Origin of the sequence: Streptomyces shenzhenensis (assembly GCF_021462265.1) — a bacterium.
GTDB lineage: Bacteria > Actinomycetota > Actinomycetes > Streptomycetales > Streptomycetaceae > Streptomyces > Streptomyces shenzhenensis.
This window is the reverse complement of the sequence record NZ_JAJONF010000037.1, coordinates 1-17,107: the sequence shown is the minus strand read 5'-3', so window position 1 is coordinate 17,107 and position 17,107 is coordinate 1. Positions and strand designations below refer to the sequence as shown.

10 protein-coding genes are annotated in these 17,107 nt (G+C 75.4%); 8 read left to right on the top strand and 2 right to left on the bottom strand.

Translation table 11 applies throughout. From position 1 onward, the window contains the following. Nucleotides 1–90: 90 nt before the first annotated feature. Together LQ326_RS34445 and LQ326_RS34440 are read left to right on the top strand one after the other, a co-directional pair. On the top strand, nt 91–873 hold the full coding sequence (locus LQ326_RS34445; RefSeq protein ID WP_234543000.1) for a hypothetical protein: 783 nt from the start codon (nt 91–93) through the stop codon (nt 871–873). Further along, complete coding sequence (locus tag LQ326_RS34440) at nt 870–1,943, top strand: 3-dehydroquinate synthase family protein (RefSeq protein ID WP_234542999.1); 1,074 nt, start codon at nt 870–872, stop codon at nt 1,941–1,943. Before LQ326_RS34445 ends, LQ326_RS34440 begins: the two co-directional genes overlap by 4 nt. A 284-nt stretch (nt 1,944–2,227) precedes the next feature. On the opposite strand, the gene LQ326_RS34435 is transcribed toward LQ326_RS34440, so the two are convergent. Further along, nucleotides 2,228–2,662, bottom strand: a complete 435-nt coding sequence (locus LQ326_RS34435; protein ID WP_234542998.1) for a type II 3-dehydroquinate dehydratase — start codon at nt 2,660–2,662, stop codon at nt 2,228–2,230. A gap of 201 nt (nt 2,663–2,863) precedes the next feature. Between LQ326_RS34435 and LQ326_RS34430 the strand changes: the two genes are divergently transcribed. From LQ326_RS34430 to LQ326_RS48045, 4 genes are all read left to right on the top strand, one after another. Continuing rightward, complete coding sequence (locus LQ326_RS34430; RefSeq protein WP_234542997.1) at nt 2,864–4,027, top strand: DegT/DnrJ/EryC1/StrS family aminotransferase; 1,164 nt, start codon at nt 2,864–2,866, stop codon at nt 4,025–4,027. Continuing rightward, a complete protein-coding gene (locus LQ326_RS34425; RefSeq protein WP_234542996.1) occupies nt 4,024–5,790 on the top strand; it encodes an HAD-IA family hydrolase in 1,767 nt (588 codons plus the stop codon). The genes LQ326_RS34430 and LQ326_RS34425 overlap by 4 nt, the downstream gene beginning before the upstream one ends. 276 nt (nt 5,791–6,066) lie before the next feature. Next, nucleotides 6,067–9,171 (top strand): ATP-binding protein, encoded by a 3,105-nt coding sequence (locus LQ326_RS34420; RefSeq protein WP_234542995.1) that lies wholly within the window; start codon nt 6,067–6,069, stop codon nt 9,169–9,171. 269 nt (nt 9,172–9,440) lie between these two features. Continuing rightward, nucleotides 9,441–12,296, top strand: coding sequence for an ATP-binding protein (locus LQ326_RS48045; protein ID WP_268207924.1), 2,856 nt, complete (start codon nt 9,441–9,443; stop codon nt 12,294–12,296). On the opposite strand, the gene LQ326_RS34405 is transcribed toward LQ326_RS48045, so the two are convergent. Beyond that, a complete protein-coding gene (locus LQ326_RS34405) occupies nt 12,263–12,673 on the bottom strand; it encodes a winged helix-turn-helix transcriptional regulator (protein WP_234542994.1) in 411 nt (136 codons plus the stop codon). The two genes, LQ326_RS48045 and LQ326_RS34405, sit on opposite strands and share 34 nt — an antisense overlap. Nucleotides 12,674–12,807: 134 nt before the next feature. On the opposite strand from LQ326_RS34405, the gene LQ326_RS34400 reads away from it, so the two are divergent. Together LQ326_RS34400 and LQ326_RS34395 are read left to right on the top strand one after the other, a co-directional pair. Next, nucleotides 12,808–13,608, top strand: a complete 801-nt coding sequence (locus tag LQ326_RS34400; RefSeq protein WP_234542993.1) for a shikimate dehydrogenase family protein — start codon at nt 12,808–12,810, stop codon at nt 13,606–13,608. A gap of 136 nt (nt 13,609–13,744) precedes the next feature. Continuing rightward, a partial coding sequence (locus tag LQ326_RS34395; protein ID WP_234542992.1) for an AMP-binding protein occupies nt 13,745–17,107 on the top strand: 3,363 nt, incomplete at its 3' end.

The following is a 17,107-nucleotide window of genomic DNA, read 5'->3' as shown; positions in this document are numbered from 1 at the left end:
CAATTGCGCGCCCGTCCCGGGAATTATTACTGTCGGCGGCGGATCCGAACCGCACGATGACCCGACATGATGGTCGAGGTGAATTCCGCTATGGCTCGGCAATGGTTGTCCGTCTCCCTCTACGGCGGCGTCGACGCCCCCGGTGACCTGCCCCCGGTGGTCTCCCGCGTGGCCCGGCACGTCCGGGTGAGCGACCCTGACGCGTGCTTCTTCTTCTCCCGTGACGACCACCCGGCGGGCCGCTCCGTCGATCTGTGGGTCGACGCCGGGGCCGGCACCCGGCGCGAGGTGACGGACCTGCTGCGCGCCGCTGCGCCGGGTTCCGGCTGGCAGGTGTCCGCCGAGCGGCTGGTGGACCGCCCGGTGCGCCATCCGCACGAGAGCGAACGGGATGTGACGGACGAACTGGCCGCGGTGGCGAGCGAGTTCGCGCTCTCGGTACGGCCGGACGGGGCGCCCGGACCGCGGGAGGCCTACGACCTCGCGGTCGCCCATCTGCGGGCGCTGGCCGAGCTGGTCGAGCCGTCCGGCCGGGCCGGATTCCTGTTCCAGTGCTGGGAGCGCTGGTCGGCCGGCCTGTCCGCGTGGCGGCGGGTGGAGCTGGCAGCCGGCGCGGACCCGGCCGAACCGGAGCCGCCGGCCCCGCGGTTGACGGCCGCGCTGGAGAGGTATGCGCACCGCACCCGGCAGACGATCCGGCGGCAGCGGCCCGGATGCGGCCTCCCGGAGCGCTATCTCGTGTTCGCCCAGTCCGCCGCCGCACACGACCGGCTCGGCATCCCCGTCTCGCAGAGCGCCGCCGCGGCGCTCACGGTCCGCACGCGGCTCGCCGCGGACCAGGTGCCGGCCACGACCGCCGGGGAGCGCGCATGAGCACGGGAACGGTGAACGGCACGCGGCCGGAGGCCGAGGGCGCCGGCGCCGCGGTGGTCCGCGTCGAGTTGGGGCCGCGCTCCTACGACGTGACCATCGGAGCGGGGGTCCGGGAGCGGCTGCCGGAGGTGGTCGCGCGGTCCGGGGCGCGACGGGCGGTGATCGTCTCGGCGCGGCCCGCGGATCTGGTGCCGGACCCGGGCGTGCCGTACCGGCTGGTCGAGGCGCGGGACGGTGAGGAGAACAAGACGCTCGCGACGGTCGAGGCGCTGTGCCGGCAGTTCGCCGACGCGGGGCTCACCCGCGACGACGTGGTGGTCTCCTGCGGCGGGGGCACCACCACGGACACCGTCGGTCTGGCGGCCGCCCTCTACCACCGGGGCGTGTCCGTCATCCACCTGCCGACCTCGCTGCTCGCCCAGGTGGACGCGAGCACCGGCGGCAAGACGGCCGTCAACCTGCCCGAGGGCAAGAACCTGGTCGGCGCGTACTGGCAGCCGCTGGCCGTGCTGTGCGACACCGACCATCTGCGCACCCTGCCGGAGCGTGAGTGGCGCAACGGCTACGGCGAGATCGCCCGCTGCCACTTCATCGGCGCCGGCGACCTGCGCGGCCTGGGCACGGTCGAGCAGATCACGGCGAGCGTGCGCCGCAAGGCCGAGATCGTCTCGTCGGACGAGCGCGACACGGGCCGGCGGCATCTGCTCAACTACGGCCACACCCTGGGCCACGCCCTGGAGACGGAGACCGGGTTCGGCCTGCGGCACGGGGAGGCCGTGGCCGTCGGCACGGTGTTCGCGGGCCGGCTCGCGGGCGTCCTCGGCCGCATCGGCGCGGCCCGGGTCGACGAACACCTCGACGTCGTACGGCACTACGGGCTGCCGTGGCGGCTGCCCGCGGCCGCCGACGCGGACCGGCTGATCGCGCTGATGCGCCGGGACAAGAAGGCCGCGGCCGGTGCGCCGGGCCGGCTGGCGTTCGTGCTGGACGGGCCCGCCGGCGCGGAGCTCGTGGGCGATGTGCCGGAAGGGGCCGTGAGGGACTGCCTGGCGGCCATGCCGCGTGACTGAGCGGGCGAGAGCACCACGGCGGCCGGGGTCCTGACACCGCGTCAGGACCCCGGCCGCCGGCTGTGCCGGGGCCTGTTGCGAACGTGGCGTCGTCGCCCGAAGGGCGGCCGCGCGGCGTCCGGTGCGTGCTCTTGGGGTCCCCCCGGCCGAAGGCTGGGGGGAGTGCCGCCCGGAAGTCCGCGTACTGGGCGTACCCGGGCTTTCGGGCGGTGCGGCGGGTGGGGCACCCCCTCCGCCGGAGCGTGCCGGGCGTCGCGCGGCGGACGGCACTTTCGCGGCAGGCCCTATTCCTCGGCCAGTTCCAGGAGGGCCCGCGCCGCGAGCCGGTAGCCGTAGGTGCCGAGGCCGACGATCACCCCGCGGGCCAGGGGGGCGAGGACGGAGTCGTGCCGGAAGCTCTCCCGGGCGTAGATGTTGGAGATGTGCACCTCGATCCAGGGCCGGGGATAGGCGGCGAGACTGTCCCGCAGGCTCCAGCCGGCCATCATCAGGGCCCCGGGGTTGACGATCGCGCCGACGGTGTCGGGGTGGTCGTTGACCGCCCGGACGAGCGCGCCCTCGGAGTCGTCCTGGACGCTGGTGAGCGTCCAGCCCTTGACGGCGATCTCCTCGGCGACCGCCTTCTCGACGTCCGCCAGGGTGTCGGTCCCGTAGATCTCCGGCTCCCGGCGTCCGAGAATGCCGAGATTCGGGCCGTTGACCAGCAGCAGTCGGCTCATGACCTCACCCTTTTCGATCGACACGTCGACGGAATTCACATGTTCCGGTGAATTCATTATCGTCGGCGGCAGCCACCGGCACGCCGGAATCGGGGACAAGTCGCGGTAATTCAGGGGGGTGGTAGGGGTGGGGACGTACTGAATTCCCGCGTTAGCTTTTCTGCACCGAACGCGTCTGAAGCGAGCAGAAGGACTGGGACTGTGAACGTTTCCCGAGAGCTTCCGAAATTCCCGGAGTGGCCACAGTTCGACGACGCCGAGCGCGTCGCCCTGGGCCGGGCCCTGGAGCAGGGGCAGTGGTGGCGCATGGGCGGCGGGGAAGTCACGGCGTTCGAGCGCGAGTTCGCGGAGTACCACGGCGCCGAGCACGCGCTGGCGGTGACCAACGGCACGCACGCCCTGGAGCTCGCCCTCCAGATCCTCGGCGTCGGCCCCGGCACGGAGGTGATCGTGCCGGCCTTCACCTTCATCTCCTCCTCCCAGGCCGCGCAGCGCCTCGGCGCGGTCGCGGTGCCCGTCGACATCGACCCCGGCACGCTGTGCATCGACCCGGCCGCCGCCGAGCGGGCCGTCACCTCGAAGACCGCCGCGATCATGCCCGTGCACATGGCGGGGCACGTCGCGGACATGGACGCGCTGGACAAGCTGTCCGCGGACAGCGGGGTGCCGATCGTCCAGGACGCCGCGCACGCGCACGGCGCCCGCTGGCGGGGCCGCCGGGTCGGCGAGTTCGGCTCGGTCGCCGCGTTCAGCTTCCAGAACGGCAAGCTGATGACGGCCGGTGAGGGCGGCGCCGTGACCTTCCCCGATCAGGGCCGTTACGAGGAGGCCTTCCTGCGGCACAGCTGCGGCCGTCCGCCGACGGACCGCGGCTACTTCCACCAGACCTCCGGCTCCAACTTCCGGATGAACGAGTTCTCCGCCGCCGTGTTGCGTGCCCAGCTGGCCCGGCTCGACAGCCAGATAGAGACCCGTGAGCAGCGGGCGCCGCTGCTGACCGGGCTGCTGAACGAGATCGACGGCGTGGTGGCGCAGAGCCGCGACGAACGCTGCGACCGCGACCCGCACTACATGATGATGTTCCGCGTCCCCGGCATCACCGAGGAGCGCCGCAACCTGCTGGTCGACGAGCTGATCGAGCGGGGCCTGCCGGCCTTCGCCGCGTTCCGCGCGATCTACCGCTGCCCCGGCTTCTGGGAGACCGGCGCCCCGCGGGCCTCGGTCGACGAACTCGCCGCCCGGTGCCCCGTCACGGAGGCCGTCTACGCGGACACCGTCTGGCTGCACCACCGCACCCTGCTCGGTACCGAGGACCAGATGCACCGGATCGCCGAGATCGTCGCCGACACGGTGGGCTCGCTGTGACCGGGCGGACCACGCCCCCGATCCGGGTGGCGGTGATCGGCTCGGGCTGGGCGGCGCGCTCCATCTGGCTGCCCCGGCTCACCGCGCACCCGGCGTTCACCGTCGCGGGGGTCGTCGACCCCGACCCGCGGGCGCGGGCCGCGGCCGGCGGGGGCACCCTGCCGGCGTTCGCCTCGGTCGCGGACCTGCCGGCCGACGCGGTCGACCTGGCCGTCGTGGCCGTACCGAACCATCTGCACGCGCCGGTCGCGGAGACGGTCCTGCGGGCCGGGGTCCCGGCCTTCGTGGAGAAGCCCGTCTGTCTGACCTCGGCCGAGGTGGACCGGCTGGCCGCGGCGGAGGCGGTGGGCGGCGCACCGCTGCTGGCCGGCAGCGCCGCACGGTTCCGCGCCGACGTGCGGGCCCTGCTGGACCTGGCGGGCACCGTGGGCGACCTGCGGCACCTGTCCGTCGGCTGGGTGCGGGCACGCGGCATCCCGGACGGCGCCGGCTGGTTCACCCGGCGCAGCCTGTCCGGCGGCGGTGCGCTGGTCGACCTCGGCTGGCACCTGCTGGACGTGGTGGCGCCGCTGCTGCCGCCCGGCCCGTTCCGGCACGTCGTCGGGTCGGTCTCGGACGACTTCATCAGCGACCCCCGGCTGCGCGCGGGCTGGCGCCGGGACGCCCCCCTGGGCGGCCGGGGCGACGTCGAGGACACCGCCCGCGGCTTCCTGGTGACCGACCCGGGCCTGTCGGTGTCCCTCACCGCGAGCTGGGCCTCGCACCAGCCGAGCGACGTCACCACCGTCGTCGTGGAGGGCAGCGCCGGCACGGTGAGCCTCACCTGCACCTTCGGCTTCAGCCCCGACCGCAAGGGCGGCCCGGTCCTGACCCTGACCCGCGACGGCGAGGTCGAGACGGTGCCGGTCGGCGAGGAGCCGGTGGGCGCCGAGTACGGCCGGCTGCTCGACGACCTGGCGACGCGCTGGGCGGACCCGGGGGCACGCGGCGCGGCGATCCGCGAGGCGCGCCGGACCGTGGACGCCATCGAGCGGCTCTACGCCTCGGCGGCCCCCCGGCCGCTGCCCGCCCCGGACCCGTCCGACCACCAGCTGCCGGAGCGGCCGTTGCCCGTGCCGCCGCGAGCGGTCGTCTTCGACCTCGACGGGGTCCTGGTCGACAGCTTCGGGGTGATGCGGCAGGCGTTCACCCACGCCTACCGCGAAGTCGTCGGGTCCGGTGAGCCGCCGTTCGCCGAGTACAACCGCCATCTGGGCCGCTACTTCCCGGACATCATGCGGATCATGGGCCTGCCGCCGGAGATGGAGGAGCCCTTCGTCCGGGAGAGCACCCGCCTCGCCGACCAGGTCACGCTGTTCCCCGGGGTGGAGGAGCTGCTGCGGCAGCTGCGCGAGCGCGGCATCGGGACCGCGGTGGCCACCGGCAAGGCGGGCTGGCGGGCCCGGACGCTGCTGGCGCGGCTCGGTGTGCTGGACCTGTTCGACCACGTCATCGGCTCCGACGAGGTCCCGCGCGCCAAGCCGGCGCCGGACATCGTGCTGCGCGCCCTGCGTCTGCTGGGCGTCGGACCCGGCGAGGCCGTCATGGTCGGCGACGCGGTGACGGACCTCGCGGCGGCCCGCGGCGCGGGCGTCACGGCGGTGGCCGCGCTGTGGGGCGAGACGGACGAGGCGGCACTGCTGGCGGCGGAGCCGGACCTCACGGTGCGCAAGCCCGCGGAACTGTCCGAGAGCGTGCTGCCCTCGGACGCGGTCCTGCGCTGAGGACGCTCTCCCGCGCTCGGGGCATGGCCCGGCGCCCGTGGACCCGGTCCGGCGCCCGGCATGCGGCGCCGGCATTCCTCCGGGAGCCCCGACAGCCGTCGGCAATCTCAGAGGAATGTCAGCGCTTTACAAATTCTGAAGCAAATGACCGGCGAATTTCCCGAGGTCGGATCCCGCTATTGTCCGGCCGTTGAGGAACCAACTCGTGCCAGCTACAGTCACCGTGATCCGGATAACCGGGGAATAACCGTGAACGCGAGGAAAGTTCGGTCTCCGATGAGGTTTCGCCTGCTCGGCCCCCTGCACGTGCTGCGGAACGACACCCCGATCCCGCTCGGGGGGATCAGCCGGCGCGCCACCCTCGGCTATCTCCTGCTGCACACCAACGACGTGATCTCCACGGGCCGGCTGCTGCACGCCCTGTGGGGAGTGGAGGCGCCGCCCACCGCGCGCAAGATCCTGCAGAACGCGGTGTCGGGGCTGCGCCGGGCGCTGGCCGAGGGACTGGGCGCCGAGGGCTCGCAGCTGCTGGTCACGCACGCGCCCGGCTACGTGCTGCGGGCCGATCCGGCCGTGGTCGACCTGTGCGAGTTCCGGGAGCTGGCCCGGCGCGGCCAGACGGCGCTGGCGCTCGGCCGTTGGGACGAGGCCGACCACCAGCTGCGCCGGGCCCTCGCCCTGTGGAACGGGCCGGCGCTGGCGGACCTGGCCGAGGGCGGCTACGACTGGCCGGAGCTGACCGCCCTGCAGAACGACCGCTTCACCGTGCTGGAGGACCGCATGGAGGCGGCGCTCGCCGCCGGTCACCATCTCGGTGTGCTCAGCGAGCTGGAGGCGGTGGTCAGCGCCGAGCCGCTGCGCGAACGCCTGTGCGGGCAGCTGATGACGGCGCTGTACCGGTCGGGCCGTCAGGCCGAGGCGCTCGGCGCGTACCGCCGCACCCGGGCCGCGTTGGTGGAGGAGCTGGGGCTGGACCCGGGGCCCGAACTCCAGGAGCTGGAGCGGGCCATCCTCGACCACGACCCGGCGCTGCTGCCCACCGGCGGTGCCGCGGTCCGCCTCACCGGGTTCCCGGCGCCCCCGCACGCCCCCGGCCCGCGCACGCCATCCCCGCCGAAGGCCGCGGCCCCCTCCCCCGCGCTGGTCCGCCGCACTGCCGCGGGCCGCCGCGAGACGGAGCCGTCCCGGCGCCGCACCACCACCACCGCCGCCGCGGCCTTCGCACCGCCCGCCGCCCCCGTCGGCGGCGAGGAGCAGAAGCAGGTGACGGCCGTCTTCGTGCGCGCCGAGATCCCGGCCGGCACCACCACCCCCGAGGTGGTCGAGCAGCTGCTCGCGCAGGCCCGTACCGTCGTCCGCAACCGCGCCGTCCGGGCCGGCGGGTGCGGCCAGGGCGAGCTGGGGCCGCTGACGGTGTGCGTGTTCGGGGCGGACCGGGTCCGTGAGGACGACGCGCTGCGCGCGGTCCGCACCGCCGTGGAGCTGGCCGGGCACACCGGCGCCGGCTTCCGGCTGCGGGTCGCGGTCGCCTCCGGCGAGGCACTGGTGACCGGCGCCACGGGTGACCCGGTGACGTCCGCGGCAGCAGGCCAGACACTGGTGTCCGGCGCCTCGGGCCAGGCACGGGTGACCGGGGCCTCCGCCGAGGCACGGGTGACCGGGGCCCCTGCCGAGGCACGGGTGGCCGGGTCCTCCGGCCGGACGCCGATGTCCGGGGCCGGGACGGCCGGTTCGCCGTTCGGCGTCACCGGGCAGCTGTTCCAGACCGGGCTCGACATGCTCTTCGAGGCGCCGCCGGGCGCGGTCCGGGTGTGCGAGACCACGCGCCGGCTGTGCGGGGACCGCTTCGGTTTCGAGGTCTCCCGTACGACCGCCGGCGGCCATGACGTCACGATGTCCGCGCCCGCCGCACCGGCCACCCGCGGCGAGCCGCCGTTCGTCGGCCGCGACCGGGAGCTGGAGCAGCTCGCCTGGTGGGCGGAGGAGGTCCGGCGCAGCGGACGGCCGCACCTGGTGACCGTGCTCGGCGAGCCGGGCATCGGCAAGAGCCGGCTGATGGCCGAGTTCCGGCGCCGGCTGGCGGCCGGCGGCGGGCCGCGCTGCCTGGTGGGCACCAACCGGGCGCTGCGCCCCGAGGAGCCGTACGTCTCGCTGGCCGAACCGGTCCGCGCCTACGCCGGTGTCGCCGACGCCGATCCGGAGCTGAGCCGGGACCGACGGCTGCGGGACGCGGTGACCGAACTCGTCGGACCGGGCCCTGTCGCCGCCCAGCTGTCCGACGGGCTGCGGCGGTTGATCAGCCGTCCCGGCGGCTCGGCGTGCCGGCCGCTGCCCTCGGCCGAGGACGACTCGATGCTGGTGGCCTGGCGCCGGTTCGTGGCGGAACTGGCCGCCCGGGAGCCGCTCGTGGTCGTCCTGGAGGACTTCGAACGGGTCGACGACGCGCTGCTCGCCTTCGCCGTGGAGCTGGCCGAGGCCGTGGCCGACGTACCGCTGCTGGTCGTGGTGACCGGGCGGCTCGAACTGGCCGACCGCCCCGCCTACCGGTCCGGCGGCCTGCGCAACGCCACCACCGTCACCCTCGAACCGCTGCCGCGCCCCGCCGTCGACGCCCTGCTGGAGGAGGTGCTGCCGGCCCCACGGGACAGCCGGACGACCGAACTGCACGCGACGCTCGCGGAGCGCTCCGGCGGAAATCCGCTGTTCGCCCTGGAGTTCGCGCGCGCCGTCACGGGCGACGGCGAGGTGCCGGGGGCCGCGCGGGCCGGCACCTTCGGCGGCCGGGTCCCGGTGCCGCCCGGGGTGCACGCGATCGTCTCGGCACGCCTCGACACCCTGGGCGAGGCGGAGAAGGCCCTGCTGTACGACGCCTCGCTGTTCGAGGGCAGTTTCCTGGACCGGGAGCTGGCCGCGCTGGGCGACACGGACGAACGCGGGGTCCGGGACGGCCTGGACGCGCTGGAGCGCCGGGGGTTCGTGCGGCGCTGCCGGCGCTGCCCCGAACTCGGCGCCGTGGAGTACCAGTTCGTGCACGACCTGATAGCCGAGACCGCGTACGCCCGGCTGCCGCACGCCGTGCGCGCCGACAAGCATCTGCGGGCCGCGGGCTGGCTGGCCCGGGAGCCGGACCGGTCGCCGGCGCTGGTGCTGCACCACTGCCGGCGGGCGGTGCACCACGCCACGGTGGCCCGGCGTCCCGACGGCGACGTCTCCGGCCGCGTGGGCGCCCTGCTCCTCGACGCGGGGCAGCGGGCCCGCGAGCGGGGCGCCACCGGTGCCGCGGAGTACTACTACCGCGTGGCCCAGGAGTTCGCGCCCTCGGGCCGGCCGCAGTGGCTGCTGCCGTTGCGTCGGCCGCACGAGGCGAAGTCACCGGCCTGACAGGCGCCGGGGCGGCCCCTTCCCGGATCCGTTCCTCGTGAAGTCCGCCGTGTTCCTGGGGTCCGTCTGCGGCCGGTGTCCGCTGCCGCCCACTGTCCGACGACGCCGGGCGCCCCTGCCCACCGGCCGGTAACCGCCGGTCCACTCCTCGCTCAGAGCCCTTTGAAACAGCACCTCGCCGCTCCCTAGCTTGACAGGCGTCGAACCTCCGGGGTGGCCGGTAGGCGCGGTCCCCGCGGCCCCGTACCTGGATTGCTGTGGAGATACTCATGCGTTTGTTCGAGCGAGACGACCACGAGGCACTGATCCGGTCCCTGGTCGGTGAATCCCTGGCCGGGCGTGGCCAGGTGCTGCTCCTGGAGGGAGTGGCGGCCGGCGGGCGGACCGCGCTGCTGGGTGAGGCGGTGGCGCACGCCGAGCGGGCCGGGATGGTCACGCTGCGGGCGGCCTGCGCGCCTTCGGAGAGCGAGGTGCCGGGCGGCATGCTGAGCCAGCTGGCGCACAGCCTGCCGGTGCCGGGCGCGCCGGGCGAGGACCAGGTGCCCGACGTCCACGTGTTCTGCCGGTGGATCCTGCGGACGGCGGCGCGGAGCCCGCTGATGATCGCGGTCGACGATCTGCACCACGCCGATCCGGCCTCCGTGCAGGCACTGTCGTATCTGGCCCGCCGGCTGGGTGCCTCGCCGGTCCTGCTGGTGGCGACCGCCCGCCGGGACGACAGCCGCTCCCCTTCGCCGTTCGCGGCGGAGCTGGTGGCCGATCCGCGGGTGCGCCGGCTGGATGTGGGGCCGCTGTCGGCCGCGGGCACGCTCCGCTTCGTCGAGGAACGGCTCGCGGCCGGTGCGCGGACCCCGCGGATCGCCGCCGGGTTCCACCGGCTCAGCGGCGGGATCCCGCTGCTGCTGGAGGCGCTCGCGGAGGACTGGCGGCGGGGCGGGGCGGCGGACCTCGCCGGGGTGCCGGGCCCGGCGGACGGGCCGGATCCCGCCTCGGCCCCCGCCCCAGTCACCGCCCCCGTCACCGCCCCCGTCACCGAACAGGGCTACGGCGCCGCCGTGGCCGACCTGCTGCGGCGCTGGGACCCCGAGGTGGTGCGGATCGCCCGTGCGCTCGCGGTGCTCGGCCAGCACGGCAGCCCGGACCGGGTGGCCCAGCTCGCCGGGCTCGACCGGGAGCCGGGCACCCGCCAGGTGGAGCGGGCCCTGGCCCGGCTGACCGCGGCCGGGGTGCTGCGCGACGGCCGGTTCCCGCACCCGGTCGCCGCCGCGGTCGTGGCGGGCACGGCCGGCGGCGCCGAACGCGCGGCCCTGCACCTCCGGGCGGCCGGACTGCTGCACGCCCTGGGCGAGCCGGCCTCGGCCGTGGCCCGGCACCTCGCCGGGTCCCGGCAGCAGGTGGCGCAGTGGGCGGTCCCGGTGCTGGCGGAGGCCGCCGAACACGAACTGCTGGCGGGCCGCTACGAACAGGCCGCCCGGTACGGCGAACTGGCCCACGAGGCCGGTCCGGCCGACCCGGCCGACCGTGCCGCCGTACTGGACCGGCTCACCGAGGCGGAGTGGCGGCTCAACCCGTCCCTCGCCCAGCGACGGCTGCCCGCGCTGCTCACCGCGATGCGCGCCGGGCAGCTGCCCGGCGACCGGCTGCCCGGTCTGATACGACGGCTGCTCTGGCACGGCCGGCAGGCCGACGCCGAGGCGGCGCTCGCCCGGCTGCGGGAGGCGGCCGCGGCCGATCCGGCGCTGCGGGCGGAGAGCCGGGACCTGGACTCCTGGCTGGCGTTCACGCACCCCCGGCTGGCCCGGCGCGGCCCGGCGTCAGCGCCCGTGTGGGCGGGCGGTCCGTCGGCGGCGGAGCGCGGCCCGGTGGCGCTGTCCGGCGGCGACCCGTGGCTGGCCACCGCGGGCGCGCTGGCCGAGCTGTTCGTGAGCGGCCGGGTCGGCGACCGGACGGACTGGGTGGAGCAGACCCTGCGCAATCTGCGCCCGCACGGCGGCGGCCCCTGGGCCGAGGAGTCCGCGGGCCTGGCGCTGCTCGCGCTGCTCGACGCCGGCCTGCCGGACGCCGTACTGGAGCACTGCGCGGTGCTCGCCGACGGCGATCCGGCATCGGCTCCGGTGTGGCACGCCCTGCTGGGGGCGCTGCGCGCGGAGGCGCTGCTGCACCGCGGCGATCTGGCCGGGGCGCTGCGCGGCGCCCGGGAGGCGCTGACGCTGCTGCCGGCGCCCGCCTGGGGCGTGGCGGTCGGGCTGCCGCTCGGCACGCTGATCACGGCGGCGGTACGGTCCGGCGCCTTCGAGGAGGGCCGGCGGCAGCTGGCGTTCGCGCCGCCGGAGGCGATGTTCGCCAGCCGCTACGGCCTGTACTACCTGCACGCCCGCGGCCTGCACCATCTGGCGGCGGAACGGGCGTACGCCGGACTGTCGGACTTCCTGGCCTGCGGGGAGCTCGTGCAGTCCCTGGGGCTGGAGATCGCCGCGCCGGTGCCCTGGCGGACCAGCGCCGCGGAGGCCTGGCTGCGGCTCGGCAACGAGGACCGGGCCCGCCGGCTGGTACGCGACCAGCTGTCCCGCTCCGACACGGCCGACGGCAGCGGCCGGGGCCGCAGCCTGCGGATGCTGGCCGCGGTGAGCGCTCCCGAGCGGCGGCCCCAACTCCTGCTGGAGGCGGTGGAATTGTTCGAGGAGACAGGCGACCAGTACGCGCAGGCACGGACGTTGGCCGATCTGGGCAGGGCGTACTCGGCGCTCGGGGACAGCTCCCGGGCCAGGACGACCCTGCGCCGGGCCCGCTATCTGGCCGTCTCCTGCGGGGCCGTGCCGCTCGGCGAGGAACTGCTCGCCGTACCGGACCCCGCGCCTCCCGCCGCGTCCCGGGCGACGGACGAGCCGCGGCTGACCGAGTCGGAGCGGCGCGTCGCGCACCTCGCGGTGCTCGGTTACACCAACCGGGAGATCGCCGCGAAGCTCTACGTCACCTCCAGCACCGTGGAGCAGCACCTGACCCGGGTCTACCGGAAGCTCGACGTCAAGCGCCGCAGGGACCTCCCGGCCGACCTCGGGTCCATGACGCTGCACCGGCGCCGGCGGCGGGCTCAGCCCTCCTCGGTGAGGCGCTCCGCGTCGTAGGCGACCCGCGCGGCGGAGATGGTCGCGCGATGGCGTTCCGCCCAGTCCGTCAGCGAGAGGAGCGACTGATGCAGTTCCCGTGCGATGTCCGTGAGTTCGTACTCCACCCGCGGCGGCACCGTCGCGAACACGGTGCGGCTGAGCAGGCCGTCCCGTTCGAGGTTGCGCAGGGTGAGGGTGAGCATCCGGCGGCTGATGCCGTCGATCGAGCGCTCCAGCTCGGTGAAGCGCACCGGGCCGCGCGCGGCGGCCACGATGATGAGGATGCTCCACTTGCCCGCCACCCGGTCCAGCACCTCACGGACGGGGCAGGCCTCCACCACGATCTCGTCGACGGTGTCGACGCCACCCAGGTCCCGTGTCTTCGTCTGCGGCATGGTCCGCCTCCTTCTCGGCGCCTCCATGGTGCCAGCGTCGTTCCCTCTGTTACAAGTAGTTACCCATGGAGGGTGGGGACGGCGGTCCCTCCGGGCCCGGGCGCCCCGCTCGGGGCGGCGTGCGGGGGTGTCTCATGACCGGCCCGGACATCTCGGGGACGACGCGGCTGTACGCGGTCCTCGGCGACCCGGTGGCCCAGGTGCGGGCGCCGGGCCTGCTCAACCCCCTGTTCGCCCGGCTCGGCACGCACGCCGTGCTGGTCCCGGTGCAGGTGCGGCCCGACGGGCTCGCCGAGGTGGTGCGCGGGCTGATGCGGGCCGGGAACGTGGACGGTCTGCTGGTCACCGTGCCGCACAAGGCGGCCGTCTGCGCCCTGGTCGACGAACTGGGGCCGACCGCCGCGGTCACCGGCACCGCGAACGCGGTACGGCGCCGGGTGGACGGCCGGCTGTACGCCGAGAACTTCGACGGGCTCGGTTTCGTCCGCGGCCTGCTGGCCGCCGGCCGGCCGGTGCGGGACGCGCACGTCTTCGTGGCCGGTGCGGGCGGCGCGGGCGGCGCCGTCGCGGCGGCCCTGCTGGCGGCCGGGGCGGCCCGCGTCGCCCTGCGCGATCCGGACACGGCCCGGCTGTCCGGGCTGCTCGCCCGGCTGGCGGACCGCTGGCCCGGCAGGGCGCACACCGCGGGACCCGAGGACCTCGCGGGCGCCGACGTCGTCGTCAACGCCACCCCGCTCGGCATGCGCCCGGCGGATCCGCTGCCGCTCGATCCGGCGGACGTACGGGCCGACGCCGTGGTCGCGGACGTCGTCATGAAGCCGCACGAGACCGCGCTGCTGCGCACCGCCGCCGCGCTCGGCCGGCCCGTCCACCACGGAATCCACATGCTCGAACAACAGGTGCCCGGTTATCGCGAATTCTTCGGCTGGCACTGACCCGCACCGGGCCGAGCGACCCGTAACTCAGGGATGGCATAGGGGATTTGTTAGGGGATCCCGGCTCCGGCACGCACGCAAGAATTTTTGAGGCGCTTTCATATGCGGCTCGTCTTTTCCCGAGGAGTGATATCGGATGCTGCGCACGGAACTCATCAGGCCGTTGCCGGAGATTCTCGTCGGACACGCGGAACGCTTCGGCCGCAAGACCGCCTTCGCCGATGCCCAGCGTCAGGTCACCTACGCGGAACTGGAACTGCGGACCCGGCGGCTCGCGGGGCATCTGGCGGGGCTGAGCGTGCATCCGGGCGACCGGGTCGCGATCCATCTCGGGAACCGGGTCGAGACCGTGGAGAGTTATCTCGCCATCACCCGGGCCGACGCGATCGGAGTGCCGCTCAACCCGCACTCCTCCGACGAGGAACTCGCGTTCTTCCTCGCCGACAGCGGCGCGCGGGTCGTCATCACGGACCCGGCGCACGCCGAGCAGGTGACCCGGGTACTCGGCGGCGCCGCCCACCCGCGGCTGGTCGTCACCGGCACCGGGAGTCCGCCGGCCGGGGCCGTGTCCTTCGAGACCCTGGCCGGCACCGAGCCGGTCACGGCGGCCCGGGACAGCCTGGACCTGGACGACGTCGCCTGGATGCTCTACACCTCCGGGACCACCGGGAAGCCCAAGGGCGTGCTGTCCACGCAGCGCAACTGCCTGTGGTCGGTGGCCGCCTGCTACGCGCCGGTCACCGAGCTCACCCCCGAGGACCGCGTGCTGTGGCCGCTGCCGCTGTTCCACAGTCTGTCGCACATCGCGTGCGTGCTGACGGTGACCGCGGTCGGCGCCTCGGCGCGGATCATCGACGGCTACTCCGCGGAGGAGGTCCTCGCCGCGCTGCGGGAGGAGTCCCCGACGGTCCTGGCGGGCGTGCCCACGCTGTACCACCAGCTGGTGCAGGCCGCGCGGCAGCGCGGGGTGCGGACGCCGGACCTGCGGATCGGCCTGGTCGGCGGCGCGGTGACATCGGCGGCGCTGCACCGCTCGGTCGAGGAGACCTTCGGCGTGCCGCTGCTGGACGCCTACGGGTCCACCGAGACCTGCGGCTCCATCACCGTCAACTGGCCCGGCGGGGTCCGCGTCGAGGGCTCGTGCGGGCTGCCGGTGCCCGGTCTGAACGTGCGGCTGGTCGACCCGGAGACCGGCCAGGACATGCCCGCCGGCGCGGAGGGCGAGGTCTGGGTCAGCGGCCCCAACGTGATGGCCGGCTACCACAACCGCCCCGAGGAGACGGAGCGGGCGCTGCGCGACGGCTGGTACCGCACCGGTGACCTCGCCCGCCGTGACGAGGCCGGCTACTTCACCATCTCCGGGCGGATCAAGGACCTCATCATCCGCGGCGGCGAGAACATCCACCCCGGCGAGATCGAGGAGGTGCTGCGCTCGGTGGCGGGGGTGGCCGACGTCGCCGTCGCGGGCCGCCCGCACGACGTCCTCGGCGAGGTCCCGGTCGCCTTCCTGGTGCCGGGCCCGGAGGGCTTCGACACCGACGCGCTGTTCGCCGCCTGCCGGGAGCGCCTGGCCTACTTCAAGGTCCCCGAGGAGCTCTACGAGGTGACCCGCATCCCCCGCACCCGCTCCGGCAAGGTCACCCGCCACGTCCTCCTCGACGGGCCGGCCCGGCTGCGCGCGGCGGGCAGCGGCTCCCACGAGAGCCTGTTCCGCACGGAGTGGACGCCGGTGCCGTCGGTGGGGAGCCGGGGCGCCGCCCCGGCTCCCGCCGACGTGACGGTGCTGCCCGTGGCATCCGCTTCCCCGGCCGCCGAGCCGGCGGACCCGGCCGCGCTGGTGGCCGAGGTGGCCGCACGCGTGCGGGACTGGGCCGCCGTCGAACGCCCGTCGGCCGCACGGCTGGTGGTGGTCACGCGGGGCGGTGCGGCCGTACGGTCCGGCGAGCGCCCCGATCCGGCGCAGGCCGCGGTGGCCGGACTGGTCCTGGGGCTGCGCGCGGAGACCGGCGACCGGCTGGTGCACCTCGACACGGACGACCCGGCGGACACCGCCGGCCGGCTGCTGGGCGCGGCGGTGGCCGCGGGCGCCCCGCAGCTCGCCGTCCGGTCGGGCAGCCTCCTGACGCCGGCCCTGGAACGGCTCACGATCGCCGACCGCGCCGATGCCGCGCTGCCCGCCTCGGGCACCGTGGTCGTCGTCGGCGCCGACACCGCGGCCGGAGCCGCTGTCGCCCGGCACCTCGTCGCCGGACACCGTGCCCGGCACCTGCTGCTCGTCGGCCGGCGCGGCGAGGACGACCCGTCCGTCGCCGAACTCGCCTCGGAGGCACGGGAGTCGGGCGCGTCCGTCACCGTGGCGGCGATCACCGCCGGCGACCGCCCCGCACTCGGCGCGGCAGTCACCGCCGTACGACGTCCCGTCTCCGCGGTCGTGCACGCCGCCTCCGGGTCCTTCGCATCCGCCGCGGCGAGCGCCCTCGCCGTGGAGGACCTCCTCGACGACGGGACCGTCGCCACCCCGGCGGCCTACGTCCTGCTCACCACGGCGTCGGGCACCCTCGGCACCGCGGGCGACCCGGAGGAGGCGGCGTTCGCCGCGTTCTGCGACGCCCTGGCGCTGCGGCGCCGGGAGCGCGGACTGCCCGCCGTCGCGCTGTCGGTCGGGCCGTGGGCCGAGGACGACACCCCGACCCCGTCCGTACGGCCGCTGCCCGCGGGTGTGGGCACGCTGTCCCGCCGGGACCTGCTCGCCACCACCGACGCCGCCCTGATGACGGACGAGCCGACGGCCACCGCGCTGCGGCTGGACACCATCACCCTGTACGGCGACACCGTGCCCGCCGTGCTCCGCGGCCTCATCGACACCTCGGAGGTCGCCGCGGACGCGGGCCGGGCCGACGAACTGCGCGCGGAGATCGGCGCGCTGGCGGACGGCGACCGGCTGCCCCGGCTGCTGGACGCGGTCGGCGCGGCGGCCGCGGACGTCACGGGCGCGGCGCCGAGCGGTGTCGTACCGGAGCGGGCCTTCAAGGAGATGGGCTTCACGTCCGTCCAGGCCGTCCAGCTGCGCAACCGTCTGATGGAGACCACCGGACTCCGGCTCCCGGCCACCCTCGCCTTCGACCACCCGACCCCGCGGGCCGTGGCCGGTTACCTGCTGGGCGAACTGACCGGCGGCCAGGACCGGTCCGGCCCCGCGCCGGTGGCGACGGCACCCGTGGACGACGACCCGGTCGCGATCGTCGGCATGGCCGTCCGGCTGCCCGGCGGCGTCGCCTCCCCGGAGGACCTGTGGGCCCTCGTGGACCAGGGCCTGGACGCGATCACCCCGTTCCCCGCCGACCGCGGCTGGGACATCGACGGCATCTACGACCCCGACCCCGAGCGGAGCGGCACCACCTACGTCCGCGACGGTGGCTTCCTCCAGGACGCCGGCGGGTTCGACGCGGGCTTCTTCGGCATCTCGCCGCGCGAGGCACTGAGCATGGACCCGCAGCAG